Annotated in this window: 15 protein-coding genes and 2 riboswitches; of the genes, 6 read left to right on the top strand and 9 right to left on the bottom strand. The window is 73.1% G+C overall.

Annotated features, from left to right (window positions below; all coding sequences use genetic code 11):
• Positions 1-20: 20 nt before the first annotated feature.
• Positions 21-1,277, bottom strand: a complete 1,257-nt coding sequence (locus IH44_RS42950; RefSeq protein ID WP_051817148.1) for a transglycosylase family protein — start codon at positions 1,275-1,277, stop codon at positions 21-23.
• 3 nt (positions 1,278-1,280) lie between these two features.
• Positions 1,281-1,448: riboswitch (cyclic di-AMP (ydaO/yuaA leader) on the bottom strand.
• Positions 1,449-1,890: 442 nt separating this feature from the next.
• Here IH44_RS42950 and IH44_RS0121415 point away from each other — a divergent pair.
• Together IH44_RS0121415 and IH44_RS0121410 are read left to right on the top strand one after the other, a co-directional pair.
• Positions 1,891-3,228 carry an MFS transporter gene (locus tag IH44_RS0121415; RefSeq protein ID WP_107066587.1) on the top strand — a complete coding sequence of 446 codons (1,338 nt, stop codon included), beginning with the start codon at positions 1,891-1,893 and terminating at the stop codon, positions 3,226-3,228.
• 119 nt (positions 3,229-3,347) lie between these two features.
• Complete coding sequence (locus IH44_RS0121410) at positions 3,348-4,673, top strand: MFS transporter (RefSeq protein ID WP_081967030.1); 1,326 nt, start codon at positions 3,348-3,350, stop codon at positions 4,671-4,673.
• A gap of 130 nt (positions 4,674-4,803) precedes the next feature.
• Here IH44_RS0121410 and IH44_RS0121405 read toward each other — a convergent pair whose 3' ends face one another.
• The 4 genes from IH44_RS0121405 to IH44_RS0121390 all read right to left on the bottom strand — a co-directional run bounded on the left by IH44_RS0121405 (position 4,804) and on the right by IH44_RS0121390 (position 8,384).
• Complete coding sequence (locus IH44_RS0121405) at positions 4,804-5,412, bottom strand: hypothetical protein (protein ID WP_030461276.1); 609 nt, start codon at positions 5,410-5,412, stop codon at positions 4,804-4,806.
• Positions 5,413-5,554: 142 nt separating this feature from the next.
• Positions 5,555-5,836, bottom strand: a complete 282-nt coding sequence (locus IH44_RS0121400) for a pyrimidine/purine nucleoside phosphorylase (RefSeq protein ID WP_030461275.1) — start codon at positions 5,834-5,836, stop codon at positions 5,555-5,557.
• 117 nt (positions 5,837-5,953) lie between these two features.
• Complete coding sequence (locus tag IH44_RS0121395; RefSeq protein WP_051817153.1) at positions 5,954-6,685, bottom strand: tyrosine-protein phosphatase; 732 nt, start codon at positions 6,683-6,685, stop codon at positions 5,954-5,956.
• A 250-nt stretch (positions 6,686-6,935) separates the two neighbouring features.
• Positions 6,936-8,384: a glycine hydroxymethyltransferase gene (locus tag IH44_RS0121390; RefSeq protein ID WP_030461273.1), complete on the bottom strand. Its 1,449-nt coding sequence runs from the start codon at positions 8,382-8,384 to the stop codon at positions 6,936-6,938.
• 31 nt (positions 8,385-8,415) lie between these two features.
• Positions 8,416-8,521, bottom strand: a riboswitch (ZMP/ZTP riboswitch).
• Between the two features lie 245 nt (positions 8,522-8,766).
• On the opposite strand from IH44_RS0121390, the gene IH44_RS0121385 reads away from it, so the two are divergent.
• Positions 8,767-9,282, top strand: coding sequence for a DinB family protein (locus tag IH44_RS0121385; protein ID WP_030461272.1), 516 nt, complete (start codon positions 8,767-8,769; stop codon positions 9,280-9,282).
• A gap of 98 nt (positions 9,283-9,380) precedes the next feature.
• Positions 9,381-9,872, top strand: coding sequence for an ATP synthase F0 subunit B (locus IH44_RS0121380; protein WP_030461271.1), 492 nt, complete (start codon positions 9,381-9,383; stop codon positions 9,870-9,872).
• Positions 9,873-10,034: 162 nt separating this feature from the next.
• Here IH44_RS0121380 and IH44_RS0121375 read toward each other — a convergent pair whose 3' ends face one another.
• Both IH44_RS0121375 and IH44_RS0121370 read right to left on the bottom strand, forming a co-directional pair.
• Entirely contained in the window at positions 10,035-11,351 is a 1,317-nt protein-coding gene (locus tag IH44_RS0121375; protein ID WP_081967029.1) for a carbohydrate-binding protein, read from the bottom strand.
• 279 nt (positions 11,352-11,630) lie between these two features.
• Positions 11,631-12,341: a TetR/AcrR family transcriptional regulator gene (locus tag IH44_RS0121370; RefSeq protein ID WP_035955877.1), complete on the bottom strand. Its 711-nt coding sequence runs from the start codon at positions 12,339-12,341 to the stop codon at positions 11,631-11,633.
• Positions 12,342-12,651: 310 nt separating this feature from the next.
• Between IH44_RS0121370 and IH44_RS0121365 the strand changes: the two genes are divergently transcribed.
• On the top strand, positions 12,652-14,178 hold the full coding sequence (locus IH44_RS0121365; protein ID WP_030461268.1) for an MFS transporter: 1,527 nt from the start codon (positions 12,652-12,654) through the stop codon (positions 14,176-14,178).
• A 106-nt stretch (positions 14,179-14,284) separates the two neighbouring features.
• On the opposite strand, the gene IH44_RS0121360 is transcribed toward IH44_RS0121365, so the two are convergent.
• Both IH44_RS0121360 and IH44_RS0121355 read right to left on the bottom strand, forming a co-directional pair.
• On the bottom strand, positions 14,285-15,904 hold the full coding sequence (locus IH44_RS0121360) for a cellulose binding domain-containing protein (protein WP_030461267.1): 1,620 nt from the start codon (positions 15,902-15,904) through the stop codon (positions 14,285-14,287).
• Positions 15,905-16,155: 251 nt separating this feature from the next.
• Positions 16,156-17,076, bottom strand: a complete 921-nt coding sequence (locus IH44_RS0121355) for a lytic polysaccharide monooxygenase (protein WP_030461266.1) — start codon at positions 17,074-17,076, stop codon at positions 16,156-16,158.
• A 720-nt stretch (positions 17,077-17,796) separates the two neighbouring features.
• On the opposite strand from IH44_RS0121355, the gene IH44_RS41255 reads away from it, so the two are divergent.
• On the top strand, positions 17,797-19,093 hold a 1,297-nt coding region (locus IH44_RS41255; protein WP_030461265.1), incomplete at its 3' end, for a choice-of-anchor A family protein.

Raw genomic sequence — 19,093 nt, 5'->3', positions numbered from 1 at the left:
GCGGCCAGGCCGGGCACCGGTCAGCCCAGGTTCAGCACCTGGCCGGGACGGATCAGGTCCGGGTTCTCCCCGACCGTCTGCTGGTTCGACTTGTAGAGCTCGGACCAGCCGCCGCCCAGGTCGTGGTTGCGGGCGATCGAGGCCAGCGTGTCGCCGGGGCCCACGGTGTACGGCTGCGCGGTCGGCGCCTGGGCCTGGGCCGGGGGCGCCGACTCGGCCGGGGCGGCCGGCGTGGCGGACGCGTCCGCGGGGGCGGTGGCTCCGCTGCCCGTGCTCGTGCCCGGGGTGGTCGGGCTGCCGGTGGTGGGCGTCGCGCCGGGGGTGGCGGTGGCGCTGTCGGTGCTGCCGGTACCGGTGCCGGTGGACGGGCTGGGCGAGACGGTGCCCGTTCCCGTTCCCGTGCCCGGGAGGGTGGGCAGCAGGCCGGTCCCGTTGCCGTTGCTGCCGTCGGCGGGCGTGCTCGGGCTGGGGGTGGTGGGCGTGCCCGGGCTGGGCGTGGCGGTCGGGTCGGTCGGCAGCAGCGGGAGGCCGGGGGAGACCGGCGGGACGGTCGGGGTGGCCGAGGCGTCCGGGGCGGGGGTGGTCGGGGCCGGGGCGACCGGGGTCTCCGTGGCGGGCGCGCTGGGCTGCGGCTGGGGGTGCGCCAGCTGCATGTAGCGCTCGTACAGGCTCTGGTGGCTGGTCCAGAACCAGGCGCCGTTCTTCTCGTACCAGTACACGTGCGAGACCGGGTCGTAGCCGGGGAGGCCGGAGAACACCGGCGCGCTCTTCCCGTCCGGGACGGTGCTGCCGTCCGCGGCGGCGTTGACCGCCGCGACGCCGCGGGCGCCGCGCAGCGAACCCGTCTCGTCCGCCGAGTCGTTGTCGTCGACGACGCCCGGCGCGCTGGCGGTGTTCAGGCCCGCGTCGTCCGCGCACGCCGACCAGGGGGACGGGCCCTCGGTGGCCAGGATGCGTTCGGCGACGGCGATCTGCTGGCTGCGGGTGGCCCCGTTCGGCAGCGCCGAGTACTGGGTGCCGCCGTAGTCGGTCCAGCGCTGGGCGTTGATCCCCAGGCCGCCGTAGCTGCCGTTGCCCTGGTCGGAGTTCCAGTTCCCGCCGCTTTCGCAGTCGGCGACCCGGTCCCAGACCGCGCTGGGGGCGGCGTGCGCACCGGTCACGGCGAGCAGCGGCAGGGCGATGCCGACACCGGCCACACCGGCTGCGGCGATCGCCCGCTCGGCGGCCTTCTCCGTCGGGCTCTGCCGGCGGTGACGTCCCGAACCCGTGAAGAGCATGCGAGATCCTCTCCGCACGCCTACGGGGTGAGCTGTCGGGTTCGGGCCGGGAGGGAGGCCCGGCCGTCGCGCTCCGGTCATCCGGCGCGGACGGCTTCACCCCTAGCCGTGGGGGACGGCAACTAACGTGGTTCCCCCGTCCCTGCCCAAGGGTTGTGGTGGTCGACCCGCAACGCGGTGGACAGGGCTCGGCGTTGTCGCGCGCGGGGGCCCGGCGGTGCGGGCCGGGACGAGCCTATTCACTCGAACGTGGCAATCACAAGCGCGTCGCGCCCGGATCACGCCTTCGTCACGCCGGGCCCTGCGTGGTGTGTGAACGACCTGTTGACGGTGGATCGGACGGGGGAGCGGTCGGCGGATCGGCTGGAGAAGTCTGGCCGATCGGTGGGATTGGGGTGGAGGGGAGTGGGGAAGGCGGGGGCCCCGATCTGTCGGTGGGGATGGTCGATGGCCGCCAACCTGCTTGCTGGGGTGGCGAGTTGGATGGAATTGGGGCATTCGCGGCGTTGCGGATAAATGATGCGACAGGGGGTCGGCGGGCTTCCTACGATCGCCGTGCTCGCTGTTCCGGTGGGTGCGTGGTCGGATCCGTCGAATTTGTTGGGGAGGTTCCGTGGGTGCCCTGATTCCTGAAGTGCTCCGCACCGAGCGCCGGTTCGCCAGGCTGTTCGTCGGCCAGTCGCTGTCGGTGCTGGGAGACCGGGTGTCGTTCGTCGCGCTGCCCTTCGCCGTGCTGTCGATCGGCGGCTCGGCCGCCGACGTCGGGCTGGTCACGGCCGCCGGACTGCTCCCGCTGCTGGTGTTCACGCTCGCCGGGGGCGTCTGGGCGGACCGGATGCCGAGACAGTGGATCATGCTGGCCTCCGATCTGCTGCGGTGCGCCGTCCAGACCGCCGCCGCGGTGCTGCTGCTCACCGGCACCGCCCGGGTCGGGCTGCTGGCGCTGCTGATGGCGGTGTTCGGTGTCGCGGATGCCTTCTTCCTCCCCGCCTCCACCGGGCTGCTGCCCCTGCTCGTCCCCGCCGACCGGCTCCGCGAGGCGAACGCGCTGCGCGGCTTCGTGCAGTCGACGGGGCTGGTGGTCGGGCCCGCACTGGCCGGCCTGCTGATCGCGGCGGTCGGGCCCGGTGGCGCGCTGGCGGTGGACGCCGCGAGTTTCGCGGTCAGCGCCGCCGTGCTGGCCCGGTTGGGCACGGTGGACGGTGCGGCCGCCGCGGGCGGCGCCGACGGCGGGGCGGAGCGGGCCGAGCGGCTCGGCTTCCTGGCCGAACTCCGGGTCGGCTGGCAGCAGGTGCGCAGCCGGACGTGGGTGTGGTCGGGGATGCTGGCCATAGCGGTCTACCACGTGGTGGTGCTTCCTTCGGTGTTCGTGCTCGGGCCGGTGCTGGCGGAGCGCGAGTGGGGCGGCGCCGGTGCGTGGACGGTGGTGGTCATCGCGTTCGGCCTCGGCTCGATCGTGGGGGACGTGTGCTCCTACCGCCTGAAACCGGCCCGCCCGATGGCCGTCGCGGCCGTGGCCATGGCGGTCGCCTCCTGCCAGGCCGCGATCATCGGGTCCGGCGCGCCGGTCTGGGTGATTGCCGCGCTGGAGGCGGTCACGGGTGTGGGCGTGTCCCTGTGCTTCGTGCTCTGGGAGACCTCGCTCCAGGTGCACATACCGGAGCGGGTGCTCTCCCGGGTCAGCTCCTACGACCACCTGATCTCCGTCGCCCTGATGCCGCTCGGTCTGGTGCTGGCCGGCCCGCTCTCGGACAGCCTCGGCGTGCGCCCCACGCTGTTCGGAATGACCGTCCTCGCGGTTCCGGCCGCACTCGCCCTCCTCGCGCTGCCCGCCGTCCGCCACCTGCCGGCGAGCCTGCCGTCCGAGTCCGAGTCCGAGTCCGAGCCTGGATCCGGGGCTGGACCTGGATCCGGGGCCGGGCGGGGGGCTGCGGTGGAAGCGGTGGTGTGACGGTGAACCCATCCATTGATCTAATGATCCACAGAACATTGGAATATCCTGGCTCGTGGACGGGCCGATCCCCGCCCTGCCCGCGCGCTGTCGTACATGCCCACCCAGGAGCACCGCCCATGACCCTCGAAACCCGGCGTCCGCCGCAGCACCCCCTACCTCCCGGGCCCGCAGCGCCGGACGGACCTGCCGGACCCGCCCGGATCGGTAGCCCTCCGATCCGGCTCGGCCTGCGCGCCAACCTGGCCCAGTTCGGCCTGCTGGTCGCGGTGAACGCGTTGGTCGGCGGCATGCTCGGACAGGAGCGGACCGTACTGCCGCTGCTCGCGGACCGGACGTTCCACCTGTCCGCCTACACCGGCGCACTGACGTACATCCTGGCGTTCGGCGCGACCAAGGCGGTCACCAACTTCTTCGCCGGCACCCTCTCCGACCGGTACGGCCGCAAACCGGTGCTGGTCGCGGGGTGGCTGATCGCCCTGCCGATCCCCGCCATGCTGGCCTGGGGCCCGAACTGGGGGTGGATCGTCGCGGCCAACGTGCTGCTCGGCGTCAATCAGGGGCTCACCTGGTCCACCACAGTGATCATGAAGATCGACCTGGTCGGTCCGGCCCGCCGAGGCCTGGCCATGGGCCTCAACGAGGCCGCCGGATACCTCGCGTTGGCCGTCACCGCGACCGCCACCGGCGCGATCGCCGCGCACTGGGGGCTGCGCCCCGCCCCCTTCCTGCTCGGCGCGGCCTACGTCGCACTCGGCCTCGGCCTGGCCGCGGCCGCCGTCCGGGAGACCCGCGAGCACGCCCGCGCCGAGGCTGCCGCGCACCCAGCCGGGGCCGGTGAACCGGCCGCCCTCGGCACCGCCCGGATAGCCCGCGCCGTCAGCCTCGACGACCGGGCGCTGTCCGCCGCCAGCTGGGCGGGCATGGTCAACAACCTGAACGACGCCCTCGCCTGGGGCATCTTCCCGCTGCTGTACGCCGCTCACGGGCTGGACCTGGGCCGGATCGGCATCCTCGCCGCGCTCTACCCGGCGGTCTGGGGCGCCGGGCAGATGCTCACCGGCTGGTGGTCGGACCACATCGGCCGCAAGCACCTGATCACCGTCGGAATGCTGCTCCAGGCCGCTGCGCTCGGCCTGGTCGCGGTCGGCAGCACCTTCCCGGTGTGGGCAGCGGCCCAGGCCCTGCTCGGCGCGGGCACCGCACTGGTCTACCCGACCCTGCTCGCCGTCATCGGGGACGTGGCCCATCCGGCCTGGCGGGCCCGGGCCGTCGGTGTCTACCGGTTGTGGCGCGACGGGGGGTTCGCGGTCGGCGCACTGGTCGCGGGCATCCTGGCCGATGCCTACGGCCTGACCACCGCGATCTGGGCGGTCGCCGCGCTCACCGCGGCGGCCGGCGTCACCGTGGCGGTGCGGATGTACGAGACGCACCCGCAGAGCTGACGCACTGTCAATGTCGATGCGGGGCCGCCACCGGCCGGGACGGGGCCGGCCGGGATGGGGCCGGGGCCGGTCAGGGCCGGACCGATCGCGACGAACGGGAGACATGGAGAGGGGCCGCTCATGGGGAGAGTCAGAGGAAGACGGCGAGGATGCCCGACAGCAGGGCCAGGGCCGGTAGGGCGGCGAACCAGACCAGGCCCAGGCGGAACGGCAGGCTGAGACCGGTCCTCGGGGTCCGGCCGGGGCGTTCGTTGCGGCGGACGGACAGCAGGGCGAGCCCCAGGCCGGGAGTGGCGGTGACCAACCACAGGCCGAACAGGAGCTTGGCGGTGTCCCCTGCCATCCGGTCTGCGGCGATCTCGACGCAGCCGCCGGTGGGGGAGCAGCGGACGCTCAGGACGGTGCCCCCGTGGTAGCTGCGGCTGAGGTCGTCGAGCAGCCACTCGCCGTCGACGGTGTCGGCGCTGCCCCGGTCGCCGTGTCCGAAGCAGGCGTACATCCGGGTCCGTCCACTGCCGTGCGCGGAGCAGGAGTCGATGGTCATCGCCAGGCGCGGAGTGCCCCGCCATCCGGTCTGGTAGCCGAGGTCCCCGGCCGCGTCGTAGGCGAGGGTGCCACCGAGCAGGGAGACGAGGAGGAGTCCGAGCAGTGCGATGACGGCCGCGCAGCCGGTCTTGGCACGGGCGCGGAGCGGCCCGGGTGCGGGCCGGTCCGGGCGGTGCGGTCCGGTTCTGCCCATGGTGGTCCCCCGTCGGTCGGTGGTTGATCGGTCCACCGTAGGGCGCGCCGTTCCGGCCGTGGCCGGGTTGGCCGGGCCTTTACCGGACCGAGGGGGGAGGCGGCCCGGCGCGCCCGTGACGGAGGGTGAGTGGGCCCTGGGGTCAGCAGTACTCGCAGAAGTAGGCCGTGTCGATCGAGACCTGGAGGTGGAACTTGCTGTCACCCGGAACGGAGAAACGCTCGCCGGAGGAGAAGGTCTGCCAGTCGTCGGAGCCGGGGAGCTTCACGGTCAGGGCGCCGCTGACCACGTGCATGATCTCCGGGGCGGAGGTGCCGAACTCGTACTCGCCGGGGGCCATCACACCGACGGTCGCCGGGCCGTCCGCGGAGGTGAAGGCGACCGACTTGACCGTGCCGTCGAAGTATTCGTTGACCTTGAGCATGGCTGTTCTCCTGCGGAAGGGGTGCGGAACGGCAGCCGGTGCGTCGTGCACCCGGCCGCGGCGGGGGCGAGCCTATCGGCGCGGGCAGCCCGGCCGCCGGGAGTGTCCGCCGGTTGGTCACCGGCCGGTGGCGGCACCCGGTGCCGACGGCCCCTGGCCCTGCGGGACCCGGAACGCGGCGCGCAGCGCGGCGAGTTCGGAGACCTCGGCCCCGTGGGCGCGCAGGTGCTCGTCCAGGCCGCCGTGGTGGGAGCGGACGGAGAGCAGGGCCCGGCGCAGGTGGCCGGCCGCGACCGGCCGGGTGGCGTGGCCGGGCACGGCCGGGTCGGCCACGGTCAGGCCGAGCGCGGCGTTGGAGCGGAGGAAGTCGGCGGTGACCTCGGCCTCCGGCGCACCGAGCAGCGACTGCAGCAGCGCGACCACCACCCCGGTGCGGTCCTTGCCGGACGCGCAGTGCACCAGCACGGCACGCTGCTCGGCCACCAGCAACTGCCGGACCGCGGCCACCACGGGCCGCCCGGCCAGCTCGGCCATCAGCGGGTACAGCTCGGCCTGCTCCTGCGGCCAGCGCTGCTCGGGGAACACCGGGACGTGCAAGTACCGGATGCCGCCGCCGACCAGCGCGTCCGGCCGGGCGGCGACCTCCGGCGTGCTGCGCAGGTCCAGCACGGTGCGCACGCCCAGGCCGTGCAGTGCCCGCGCGCCGTCGGGCGTCAACCGGTCCAGCGCGCCGGAGCGGTACAGCACCCCGCGGGGGAGCGCGCCGGTGCCGCCCGCGTCCCGGAAGTTGCGCACCCCGGGGACGCCGACCGGGTCGAGCGGTCCGCCGTCGCGGGTTCCGGTGTTCACGGAGGTTACGGCATCCATGGCGGTCATCCTAGGCAGCCTCCACCGTGGTTCCGGCGACTGCCTCCGCGGCTGCCTCGGTGAGGGGTTGCGGTGCCGTCTCCGTGACGGTCTTCGCAACCTCCGCAACGGACTTCGGCGCCCTCTTCCCGGGCGGTCGGTGGAGGTGGGCGGGCAGCCGGCGGCCCGGCCCGCCGGGGTGGCGGCGGGCCGGGCCGAGGGGCGTCCGGACGGGGACGCGGGGAAGGGCGGATCAGGTGAGCGCGATGCCCGGGTAGAGCGGGTGGTCGGCGAGCAGGTCGACCGCGCGCTTGGCGACCGCGTCGCGGACGGCCGCGTCCAGGGTGTACTGCGCCTTCGAGGAGCCGACCGGAGCCGCGGCCGTCAGGACGGTGTGGATCAGCTCGGCGACCTCGTCCAGCTCGGCCGCCCCCAGCCCGCGGGTGGTCAGCGCGGGCGTGCCGAGCCGGATGCCGGAGGTGTACCAGGCGCCGTTCGGGTCCTGCGGGACGGCGTTGCGGTTGGTGACGATGCCGGAGTCCAGCAGCGCCGCCTCCGCCTGGCGGCCCGTCAGCCCGTAGGAGGAGACGTCCGCCAGCACCAGGTGGTTGTCGGTGCCGCCGGTCACCAGCCGGGCGCCGCGCTTCAGCAGGCCCTCGGCGAGCGCCCGGGCGTTGTCCACCACCTGCTGGGCGTACACCTGGAACTCGGGGCGGCGCGCCTCCGCGAAGGCCACCGCCTTCGCCGCCATCACGTGCGACAGCGGGCCGCCGAGCACCAGCGGGCAGCCCCGGTCGACGTGTTCCGCCAGCTCGGAGGTGCACAGCACCATGCCGCCGCGCGGGCCGCGCAGCGACTTGTGCGTGGTGGTGGTGACGATCTGCGCGTGCGCGACCGGGTTGAAGTCCCCCGTCAGCACCTTGCCCGCGACCAGGCCCGCGAAGTGCGCCATGTCGACCATCAGGGTCGCGCCGACCTCGTCCGCGATCTCCCGCATCCGGCGGAAGTTCACCAGCCGCGGGTACGCCGAGTACCCGGCCACCAGGATCAGCGGCTTGAACTCCAGGGCGATCCGCCGGACTTCGTCGTAGTCGACCAGCCCGGTCGCCGGGTCGGTCCCGTAGCTGCGCTGCTCGAACATCTTGCCCGAGATGTTCGGCCGGAAGCCGTGGGTGAGGTGCCCGCCCGCGTCCAGCGACATGCCCAGCATCCGCTGGTTGCCCAGCTCGCGGCGGAGCTCGGCCCAGTCCTGCTCGCTCAGGTCGTTGACGTTGCGGACCTGGGCGCGCTGCAGCGCCGGGCTCTCCACCCGCTGCGAGAGCACCGCCCAGAACGCCACCAGGTTGGCGTCGATCCCGGAGTGCGGCTGCACGTACGCGTGCTCCGCGCCGAACAGCTCGCGGGCGTGCTCGGCGGCCAGCTCCTCCACGGTGTCCACGTTGCGGCAGCCCGCGTAGAAGCGGCGGCCCGGGGTGCCCTCCGCGTACTTGTCGCTCAGCCAGTTGCCCATCGCCAGCAGGACCGCGGGCGAGGCGTAGTTCTCACTGGCGATCAGCTTCAGCGAGGCGCGCTGGTCCTCCAGTTCCCCGGAGATCGCCGCGGCGATCCGGGGTTCGACGGCGCGCACCACGTTCAGGGCGCTGCGGAAGGCGGTGTCGGCGGCAGGGCTGCCGAAGGTGTGTGCGGGCAGGGACTCGGCCACGGGCGGTCTCCTCGTACGGAACGGCGACGATTCGGACGGCCCAGGCGCACGGCGACAGCAGACGGTGCCCGAGGGCACCGCACGGAGCCGCTCCCCGATGGTGATTCCATCCCAGCGCGCCAGTCACGGCTCACCGCGATGCTACCAACCGCCGAGCCGGACCCGCGCCGGATCCCGGATCACCCGGACCTGACCCCGGACCGGACCTCGGGTCGGCCCCCGGGCCGGACCTCGGACCGGATCCAAGGCCGGGCCCAGGGCCGTATCCCGGGCCGGGGGCGGGCGCGTGGGCTCGGGCGGGTCCCGGAAGTTCGGCCGGCGGCCCCTGCGGCGGGGGAAATCCCCTGGTGCGGTCCGAGCCGGTCTGGGCATGATCGGGCACATGACATGGACCGTTCCCGCCACCACCCGCGCCGGCGGCTCGCTCACCGCCCCGGAGACCGAGTTGCTGCCCGGTTACCTCGCCTGGCACCGCGCCACCTTCCTGCACAAGTGCGCCGGCCTGACCGGCGAGCAGCTCGCGCTGCGCCCGCTGCCCGCGAGTTCGCTCTCGCTGCTCGGGCTGATGCGCCACCTGGCCAAGGTGGAGCGGACGTGGTTCCGGATCCGCTTCGCCGGGCAGGACGTGCCGCCGCTGCACGCGGTGGAGGGCCACAAGGACGCGGACTTCGACCTGCTGGAGCCCGAGCGGGCCGAGCAGGAGTACCTGGCGCTGCTGGAGGAGCAGCGGCTCGCCGACCTCGCGGTGGCCGGCGCCTCGCTGGACGCCACGCTGGCCGTGTACGGGGAGGAGCAGTCCCTGCGGACGACGTACCTGCACGTCATCACCGAGTACGCCCGCCACAACGGGCACGCCGACCTGCTGCGCGAGCACACCGACGGGGTGACCGGCGGCTGACCGGGTGGGGGAGCGCGGGGCGAAGTTCCTTGCGGGGCAAGGGCGCTGGGCAGGGGGCGGCCGAATGATTCGTCGGATGAGCGGATAGCATACTGAGTATGGGACCTCTCGAACCGAACGTGCCCGAGCTGATCCTCGGACTGATCGTCTTCTTCGCCCTCTTCTGGGCGCTCGGCAAGGTGCTGCTGCCCCGCATCGAACGCACCCTCGCCGAACGCCACGACAAGACCGACGGCGGCATCGCCCGCGCGGAGGCGGCCCGGGCCGAGGCGGAACACATCCGCCAGGAGTTCCAGGCCGAGCTCACCGCCGCCCGGCACGAGGCCGCCGCGATCCGGCAGACCGCCGCCGAGGAGGGCGCGGCGCTGGTCGCGGCCCTGCGGGCGGAGGCGCTGCAGCAGCGCGAGCAGCTGGTGGCCGAGGCGCAGGTGCAGCTGGCCGCCGACAAGGTGCTGGCCGAGGCCGAACTGCGCGAGGACGTCATCAAGTTGGCGTCCGAGCTGGCCTCCCGGGTGGTCGGCGAACCGCTCGCCGACCTGCCCTCCACCCGCGCCGTGGCGGAGGAGTTCCGCAACCGCGCCGAGGTCTGACACCCCGTCACCGGCACCGACGCCGGCACCGACGGCCCGGCAGCGGGCCGAACGGGTCGGCCGGCTGGCAGGCCGGGCAGGTGGTACGGCGGACGGGCCGCCCGGTCCCGAGCTCGAGGCTCGTGGACCGGGCGGCCCGTCGGTCGTTCGGGTCGGGAGCGGTCAGGAGCACGGGCCGTCGTCGGCCCACACGCCCCACTGGCCGCTGCTGCCCGGGTTCTCGTTCAGCGTCCACCACTTGGCGTGGTAGTTGTGACCGTTGTAGCTGGCCTTGTCGTTGGCCACGTAGGTGGTGGTCGCCGACCAGGCGGGGCTGCAGGTGCCGGTTCCGGTGCTGGGAGAGGGGCTCGGCGAGGTGCTGGTGCCGGTGCTCGGCGAGGGGGACGGCGAGCTGGTGGGCGGGGTCGCGCCGGCGAACTTCACCGTGTACTTGGTGAAGTCCCAGTCGTTCTGCGCCACGCTGGAGCAGGCGCCGGACAGGCCCGGGTCGACCGTGCCGGGGCACTGGCGGTCGCGGTTGACGGACCAGTAGGTGTAGCGGGCCAGCTTGTGCGCGGTGGCGAAGTCCAGCACGGTCTGGAAGTCCGCCTGCTTGAAGTACTCGGCGGCGTCGGTGCGGCCGTTCATCATCGACACGCCCTCGTGGGCGTACGCGGTGGCCTCGTTCCAGCCGAAGGTGCTCTGCAGGATCTGGTTGAACTTCACCAGCGCGTCGGTCTGCGCCGCCGCCCCGCTGAAGCCGCCGTCGAACGGCATGATCGAGTAGTTGTTCGGGGTGAAGCCCTGGGACTTCGCCTCCAGCAGCATCTGGGTGCCGAACCAGCCGGTGCCGGCGTTGGTGCCCGCGGTGGTGATGGAGACGTAGATCCCCGGGTTGTTCTGCTGCAGGATGCGGGCCGCGCCGATCTCGTTGTGGATGGCGGCGGTGTTCTCGTACTCCGGCTCCTCGAGGTCGAAGTCGATCGCCTTGAGGTTGTACTTGGTGACGACCTTCTGGTACGCGGCGGCGGTCGCCTCCGGGGTGCCGCAGGTCTGGCCGAGCTTGGTGCCGCCGTAGCCGCCCACCGACACCGAGACGTCGCCGCCCTTGTTGCGGATGGTCTGGATGACGGCCGGCATCGTGGTGTCGGTGTCGATCGAAGACGTCCCGCCCCAGGACGGGCTGCAGGTGCTGCCCTGGGCCAGGATGAACGCGAGCTGGAACGCCTTCTGGCCGGTGGCGTCCATCACGGCGGCGGCGTCCGGCGGGCTGTTGTCCTCCGGCATCAGGTACGGCGCGGAGGCGTACCAGTTGGAGCCGAGCCCGCCCGTGGTCGCGGCGCTGGCGGAGCCGGACGCGGCGATCGCGGAGACGCCGCCGGCCAGCAGGCCGAACACGGACAGCGCGACCGCGACGGCGCGGCGCGGACGGCGGTGCCGCACCGGGGCGGTGGCGGCGGGGGTGTCGGCAGGGGGGTGTGGGGGAAGTGCGCGTTCCATCGAGGACCTCTCCAGGAGGCGGCGAGGACGGCAGCCCGGACGCGCGGAAGTGGGGGTGCGCGGCCGGGCCAACGGTCGGGTACCTAGCCGAGGTTGACGTGACTGCCACTGGTATAGACCTGTGCCGGGCGGCCGTCAACCCTTCCGGCCGGAGCCGCGGCGGAGCGGTTCATGGGGCGGTCAAATGCCGGTAAATTGCAGGTCAAGGCAGGTGTCGTGGATTCGCTGACGGGACGTCAGGAGGGCGGGGAGGGGTGGAGCGAGGGCGTGCGGGCGGGGTCAGTTCCCGGTCGGGAGGTAGGACTCCAGGCCGCGCAGGAACACCTCGATCTTGAAGGCGTAGCGCTCGTCCCCGTCGCCCGTCACCATGGTGTCCGCCATCGCCTGGAGGTTCGGGAAGCGGTCCTCCGGGAGCGCCTCCAGGTAGCTGTGCAGCTGCCCGAAGTACTCGCCGATGTCCGTGCCGCGGGCGATCCGCTCCGCGTACACCGACGCCTCGTACGCGTCCGTGTCGATCAGCTGGCCGAGCCCGTCCAGCGCCCAGGCCGCCACCTGGGGCGGCAGGCCGACCCGGAGCAGCAGGTCGAGCAGGAACTCGGTGACGGCCAGTTGGCTCTCGCCCAGCGGGATGTTGCCCAGCGAGACCAGCGACACGTCCCGGTGGGAGGTCAGCACCCGCTGCGCCTCGAAGCAGATCTCGGTGACCTGCTCCTTCCAGCGGGCCGGCTCGGGGCGGCGGGGCAGCCGGATCTCGGAGACCACCCGCTCCAGCACCAGGTCGAGCAGCTCCTCCTTGTTGGAGACGTGCGCGTACAGCGAGGCCGGGCCGGTGCCCAGCTCCTGCGCGACCCGGCGCATCGTCACCCCGGACAGGCCCTCGGTGTCCAGCACCCGGACCGCGGTCTCCACGATCAGCGCGCGGCTGAGCGGCTGCCGGGGCTCGGCCTTGCGGGGCTTGTGCCACGGGTTCTCGGGCATCTGCGCGGGCATCGGGCCACCTGCTTTCGCTGAACGTTCCACCGGCGATCATCGTACTCCGGACGAACGCCGTTCGAAGCGGGTGCGAAGCGATCACCGTCCGGCGGGGGATCGGCGCAGCTGGGGGCGGGTGCGGAAGGGGCGAGGGCGGACGGGGGTCGGGGTGGAGGTGGGGGAGGAGTAGGGGAGGAGTAAGGGGGAAATCAGGGTTAATCCGTTTGACGGGAACGCCGCTCGACTCGTAGAACAGTGTTCGTCCAAGCAAACACCGTTCAATCGCGCGGCCCCCGTCCACCGCGCCTGGTAGCAAACAGGAGCTGTCATGACCGACGCGGTCGGCCCCACGACATCGGCACCGCCCTCCGGCGGCGGCGCCGCCGAACCCTACCGGTGGCGCTGGGTCGCGCTGTTCGTCATCCTCGCCGCCGAGGTGATGGACCTGCTCGACTCCCTGGTCACCAACATCGCCGCCCCCGCGATCCGGGCGGACATCGGCGGCGGCGAGTCCACCATCCAGTGGCTCGGCGCGGCGTACACGCTGGCGATGGCCATCGGCCTGATCACCGGCGGCCGGCTCGGCGACATCTTCGGGCGCCGCCGGATGTTCATGATCGGCGCGGCCGGGTTCACCCTCGGCTCGCTCGCCTGCGGCCTGGCCCAGGAGCCCTGGCAGCTGGTCGCCGCGCGGGTGCTCCAGGGCCTGCTCGGCGCGGTGATGCTGCCGCAGGGCCTGGGCATCATGAAGGAGATCTTCTCCCCCAAGGAGCAGGGCGCGGCCTTCGGCATGTTCGGCCCGGTGATGGGCCTGTCGACGGTCGGCGGCCCGATCCTGGCCGGCTGGCTGATCGACGCGGACTTCGGGGGCACCGGCTGGCGGATGATCTTCCTGATCAACATCCCGCTCGGCCTGTTCGCCTTCGTCGGCGGCCGGGTCTTCCTGCCCGCCCAGGGCCACGGCCCGACCGTCCGGCTCGACCTGCTCGGCGCGCTGCTGGCCGCCCTCGGCGCGGCGCTGGTCATCTACCCGCTGGTCCAGGGCCGCGAGCACGACTGGCCGCTGTGGGCGTTCGCGCTGCTGGCGGTCGGCGTGGCGGTGTTCGGCCTGTTCGGCTGGTACGAGGCCCGCCGCAAGGCCGCCGGGGCGGACCCGCTGGTCGAGCCCAGCCTGTTCGCCAAGCGCGGCTTCAGCGGCGGCATGGCGCTCGGCCTGGTCTTCTTCACCGCGATGACCGGCTTCTGGCTGACGTTCAGCCTGTACACCCAGCTCGGCCTGCACTACAGCGCCTTCAAGTCCGGCCTGACGGGCATCCCGTCCTCGATCGGCATGGTGATCGCGTTCGGCGCCGCCCAGGCGCTGCAGAAGTACGGCCGCAAGGTGATGCACGCGGGCCTGGTGGTGATGCTGGCCGGCGTGCTGGGCCTGATGTACACCCTGCACAGCCAGGGCGCCGGAGTGACGCCCTGGGAGATGGTGCCCTCGCTGGCGGTCAGCGGCCTGGGCATGGGCCTGGTGATGGCCCCGTTCTTCGGGATGGTGCTGGCCTCGGTCGAGACGCACGAGACCGGTTCCGCCTCCGGCACGCTGACGTCCGTGCAGCAGCTCGGCGCGGCGCTGGGCAGCGCGATCCTGGGCACGGTCTTCTTCGAGCGGCTGAAGAGCGCGGACTTCGCCAGTGCCGAGCAGGTCACCCTGTGGGCCGAGGTCGGGCTGCTGGTGGTGGTCTTCGCCGCGATCTTCCTGCTGCCGATGCACGGTCGCCCCGAGCACGAGGGCGGCGAGGGCGGCGAGGACGGCGGCCCCGGGGAGGAGGGCGCGCTCCGCAAGGAGGGCGAGCACCAGCCCGCCTGACGCCCCGTCGGGGCGCAAGTGCGGAGCCGGTGGTCCCGGAGCAGTGCGCTCCGGGGCCACCGGCCCCGTTCCCGCGCGGGGACGCGCCCCGCGGAAGGACGGAGGATCAGCCCTGGTAGGCCGCGAAGAGCTTCGAGAACTGGTACGGCGTCTGCGGGACGTTGGTGCACTTGGGCAGCGAGCCGGTGCACGCGTTGGCGTCCCGGGTCATCTCCCAGAAGGCCAGCTCGCCGAGGTGGTTCTGCTGGGCGAAGGAGACCAGCTGCTGGGCGTCGGTGAGGCCGAACACCTCGGAGGCGGTGTCGTTCTGGCCCAGCATCGGGGTGACGCCGACCTTGGCGTACGCCTGGGCGTCCGTCAGGTCGGTCCACACCGAGCGGATCTGCGCCTGGGTGGACTGCGCGGACTGGATCGCGTAGGCGCCCATCTTGCCGGCCGGGCTCGGTGCGGCCCAGTCGCCGAAGTCCATCGCCATCACGTTGACCAGGTCGACCGAGAGGCCGGCGTTCTTGGCGGACTGCAGGATGTAGACGCCGTCCGCGGTGAGGCCGCTGGGCAGCACCGGCAGGGTCAGGCTGACCTTCAGGTCGCGGCCCTTGGCCCGCTGCGCGGCCTGGACCTGGGCGAGCGCGGCCGAGCGGCGGTCGACCGAGGCGTGGTCGGTGACGGCGGTGCCCTCGATGTCGAAGTCGACCCGGTCGAGCGCGTAGACGTCCACGACCTTCTGGTACTGCGCGGCCAGCGCGGCCACCGTGGTGCAGGACTGGGCGAGTTCGGTGCCGTTGGCGCCGCCGAAGGACGGGCGGACGTCGCCGCCCGCGTCCCGGATCGCGTCCATGTCGGCCTTGTTCCAGCCGGTGGCCGGGTCGTAGGCGCCGAACCAGCTGGCGGTGCACGGCTGGCTGCCGTTGATGATGAACGCCAGCGAGAACTCCTTGATGCCGCTGGCGGCGGAGAGCGCGGGCAGGCTGGGCGTCGGGTAGGCGCCGAGGTCCACGTAGGGGGCGGCGGTGCCCGCGCTGGTGCCGGTGCCCGCGGTGGCGGTGACGGCCGCGGAGGCCGCCGACTCGTTGCCCGCCGCGTCGAAGGCGGTCACGGTGAAGGTGTGGCTGCTGCCCTGGAGCAGGCCGCGGACGGTGGCGGAGGTGCCGGTCACGGTGGCCACCGCGGTGGTGCCCTCGTACACGTGGTAGCCGGCCACCGCGGTGTTGTCGGTGGAGGCCGTCCAGCCGAGGGTGATGCTGCCCGGGCCGGTGCCGGTCGAGTGCGGGCTGCCGGGGACGGACGGCGCGACGGTGTCGGCGGGCGCGCCCGCGCACGGCTGGTTGTTGATCGTGCAGTTGACGGGGGCGCTCTGGGTGGCGCCGGTGGTGACGCCGAAGCCGACCGCGGGGGCGGCGGCGCCGGGGGTGAGCGGAGCGGCCCAGCTCGGCGAGGTCACCGTGTAGTGGGTGCCGGTCGGGGTGGCGGTCGAGCTCAGGGTGCCGTTCCACAGGCTGGAGACGCTCTCGCCGGTCGGCAGGTCGAAGGAGAGCGACCAGCTGTTGACGGTGGCGTTGGTGTGGTTGGTCACGGTGTACGTGGCCTGGAAGCCGTTCGACCAGCTCTGGGTGACCGCGTAGTCGGCGGTCAGGCCGGAGACGCCTGCCGCACCGGCGGCGGTGGCGCCCAGCGGGGCGGCGATCAACGCCGCCGCGGCGGCGAGGGAGAGGGTGACGCGCCTCATGGGCGAGTCCTCCTTGACGGTGTGGGGGATGGGTGGGGGCCGGGCACGGAGTGCGTGGGGCGCACTCAAGATGGTCCAGACCAATCCGGGCCGTCAAGGTCAAGTCCTGTGGTTTTACAAGGAGTTGACGGTTCAATCAGGAGCAGTTAAGGCCATGGGGGAGCCATCGGACGACGGAGGGCGCGGCCCCCGAAACGTGGGGGAGGGGGCCGCGCCGCCCGCCTGACCCGAAGTCAGGCGTCCATGGGCCGTCAGGCGGAGACGGCGGTGCCGCGCATCCGGCGGGCCAGGTACGCGCCCGAGGCAGTGGCCGCCAGCAGGCCCGCGCCGGCCAGGCCGAGCAGCAGGTTGTCCTGGCCGGGCCGGTCCACCGCGACGGTGCCGGAGGAGGCCACCACCGCTTCGGCGGCGGTGAGGTCGCCGCCGTGGCCGTGGTGCGAGACGGTCGAGCGGGCCGCGCCCGCGTCGAGCTGCGCCTGGGTCGGCGCGGACGGGGCGTTCGCGGCCGGCGGGGCGGCGGCCGCGGCGGTGGTGGAGCCGAAGTCGAGGTCCGAGCAGCCGTAGAACGCCTCGGGGCTGTCCGAGCGCTGCCACACCATGTAGACCAGCTGCCGGCCAGTGCGCTGCGGCAGGTTCACGTTGACGTGGTAGTACCCGTTGTCCGAGGTGCGGGCGGTGTCGTAGACCGCGACCGGGTTCGCCAGGTCCAGGTCGGACCACTTCAGCGGCTTGGTGGGGTCGTAGCCCGCGCCGGTCAGGTACAGCTTCATGGTGCCCTGGTGCGGCGCGGTGACCCGGAAGTCGAAGGTCTTCGCGCCGGCCGCCACCGAGGTGGCCGGCCAGTCGGTGCGGGCCCAGTCCAGGGCGCGGTACTTGTCGCGGTTGGCCGAGCAGAGGTGGCCGTCCGGGATGATCTGCTGGCTCTGGCCGTTGGCGCTGGCGATGTTGACCTCGTTCCAGTCGTACAGCGGCTGGGTGCCGCTGTCCGCGACGAGGTCCTTGCAGACCTGGGACTTGGGGGTCTCCGGGCCTTCCGCGTAGCAGGCCGCGATGCGGCTGGGCGGGCCGAACATGGCGCCGTGCGCGTTGGCGGTGCCGGCGGCGACGGTGGTGGCGACCAGGGCACCCGCGCCCACCGCGGAGGCGGCGAGCAGACGGCGGGACCAAGACATGGTTCTCCTCGGGAAAGGTCGGGCCGATCGTGGGGGAAAAACGGGCACGTCTGCCCGCGAGCCACGGGGAGCGACCCCGGGACGGTGTGGTGTGGACCCGGCACACCACGAGCCGTCCGAAGGCTACGATTGGCCTATACCAATTGACAAGTGTCGGCCAACGGGGAGCAGTTGGCGAATGGCGGCATTCGGCCACCGTCACTGTCCGTCCGACGGTGCCGACCTGGCGTGACGTCAGGTTCCGGCCGATCGGCGGCGGCCCCGGAACGGCGGGGAAAACACTGCTCGCCGGGCGTCGGCGGCGGGCCGCCGGGGCGTCGGTCGGGGCGCGTCCGGGGGTGGGTGCGGGGCGTCCGGGGGCGCTTCGGCGCAGGTGGCGGGCGGGAAGGTTAGGCAGAATCCAAGCCGCGGATAATGCTGCGATAAGCCGGACGGCGGTGGGGGACGGGCTGGGGGCGGGCCGTCGGCTGCGGTGCGTGGCATGTGGGGGCGCTCGGTGCCGGGGCTCCTGAGGGCCGGCTCCGAGACGGCCGGGAACCCGCCGAGCGCGTCCGTCCGGTATCCGTCCGGCGTTCGGTTGGCGTTCGGTCGGCGTCCGTCCGGCAGGCGGCGCGGCCCCGGTGCGGGGAGTTGCCGACGCTACGTCAAGTGGGTGCAGCCGTCCGAGGGGTGCCGCGTGGCGGTGCCGGATCGACCGTTTCGTCTGCCTAATCTCCCGCTATGCCCGTACGCCCCCTCGCCCTCGCGGCCCTCTCCCTCGGCCTCGCCGCCACCCCTCTGCTCGCCCCGGCCCTGCTGTCGCCGACCGCCGCAGCGGCCGGATCCAAGCGGGCCTCGATCGGAAACCCGGTCGAGGGGAACCTCGGCTACAACGCCTTCGTGGAGCACGACACCACGCTGGGGAGCACCGAGGCCGAAGGCCCGGTCGCCACCGGCGGGAACCTCTCCTTCGGCTCCGGCTACAACGTCAGCCTGCACAACCCCGGCACCTTCACCGCCCCCGGCGACGACCAGCCCGCCGCGCTGGTGGTCGGCGGCCGGATCGACTACGCCGGGAGCTCCCCGGACGGCGTGCTGAAGGTGCTCAGCGGCGGCTACACGAAGATCGGCGACATGACCGGCTCGCTCGCCGTCGACCGGGACGCCAACAACGCCCAGGTCAACACCCAGGTGGTGGCCGCCGGCACCGCCCACAACTCGGTGCCGCGGATCGAGATGACGCTGCACCAGCCCACCGCCTCGGTCGGACCGGCCCCCGGCCTGATCGACTTCACCACCGCGTTCGAGGTCTTCCGCGAACGGGCCCGGGTGATGGCCGGCTGCGCGCAGAACGTCACCCTGCTCGACGACGCCGGCCACCCGCTGCCCGACGGCCCCTACCCGCCCGGCACCACCGGCCACCTGACCCTCACCCCGGGCCGCACCAACGTGCTGCACCTGACGGGCCAGCAGATGAACGCCCTCGGCGAGATCAACTTCCACAACCAGCCCACCAAGGACACCCCGCTGCTGATCGTCACCGACACCACCGCCGAGAACGGTGTGTTCGACTGGCACAACCCCAACACCGCGGGCATCAGCGGACCGCAGGCCCCGTACGTGCTGTGGGACTTCCCCGACGCCACCGACCTCACCATGTCCAGCGGCGACTCCCTCGAAGGCACCATCTACGCGCCCAGCGCCCACCTCAAGGACCTCAACGCCTCCAACATCGAGGGCGACGTCATCGCCCGCGCCTACGACGCCGGGCCGCTGGTCCACGGCACGTCGGTGGTCGCCGGGGAACTGCACTACTGGCCGTTCGACGCCGCCATCGCCTGCGAGGACACCAGCCCCTCGCCCAGCCCCACGCCCAGCCCCACCGGCAGCCCGGCACCCAGCCCCTCGCCGTCCGCCAGCGCGAGCCCCAGCACCGGCCCCTCGCCCAGCCCCTCCACCACCCTGCCCGTCCCGACCCCCACCGGCCCGGGCGGCGAACTCCCCGCGACCGGCCCCAACCCCGCCCTCCCCCTCACCG

This window comes from Kitasatospora sp. NRRL B-11411, from assembly GCF_000721345.1.
GTDB lineage: Bacteria > Actinomycetota > Actinomycetes > Streptomycetales > Streptomycetaceae > Kitasatospora > Kitasatospora cineracea.
This window is presented reverse-complemented; position numbering and strand designations above follow the sequence as displayed.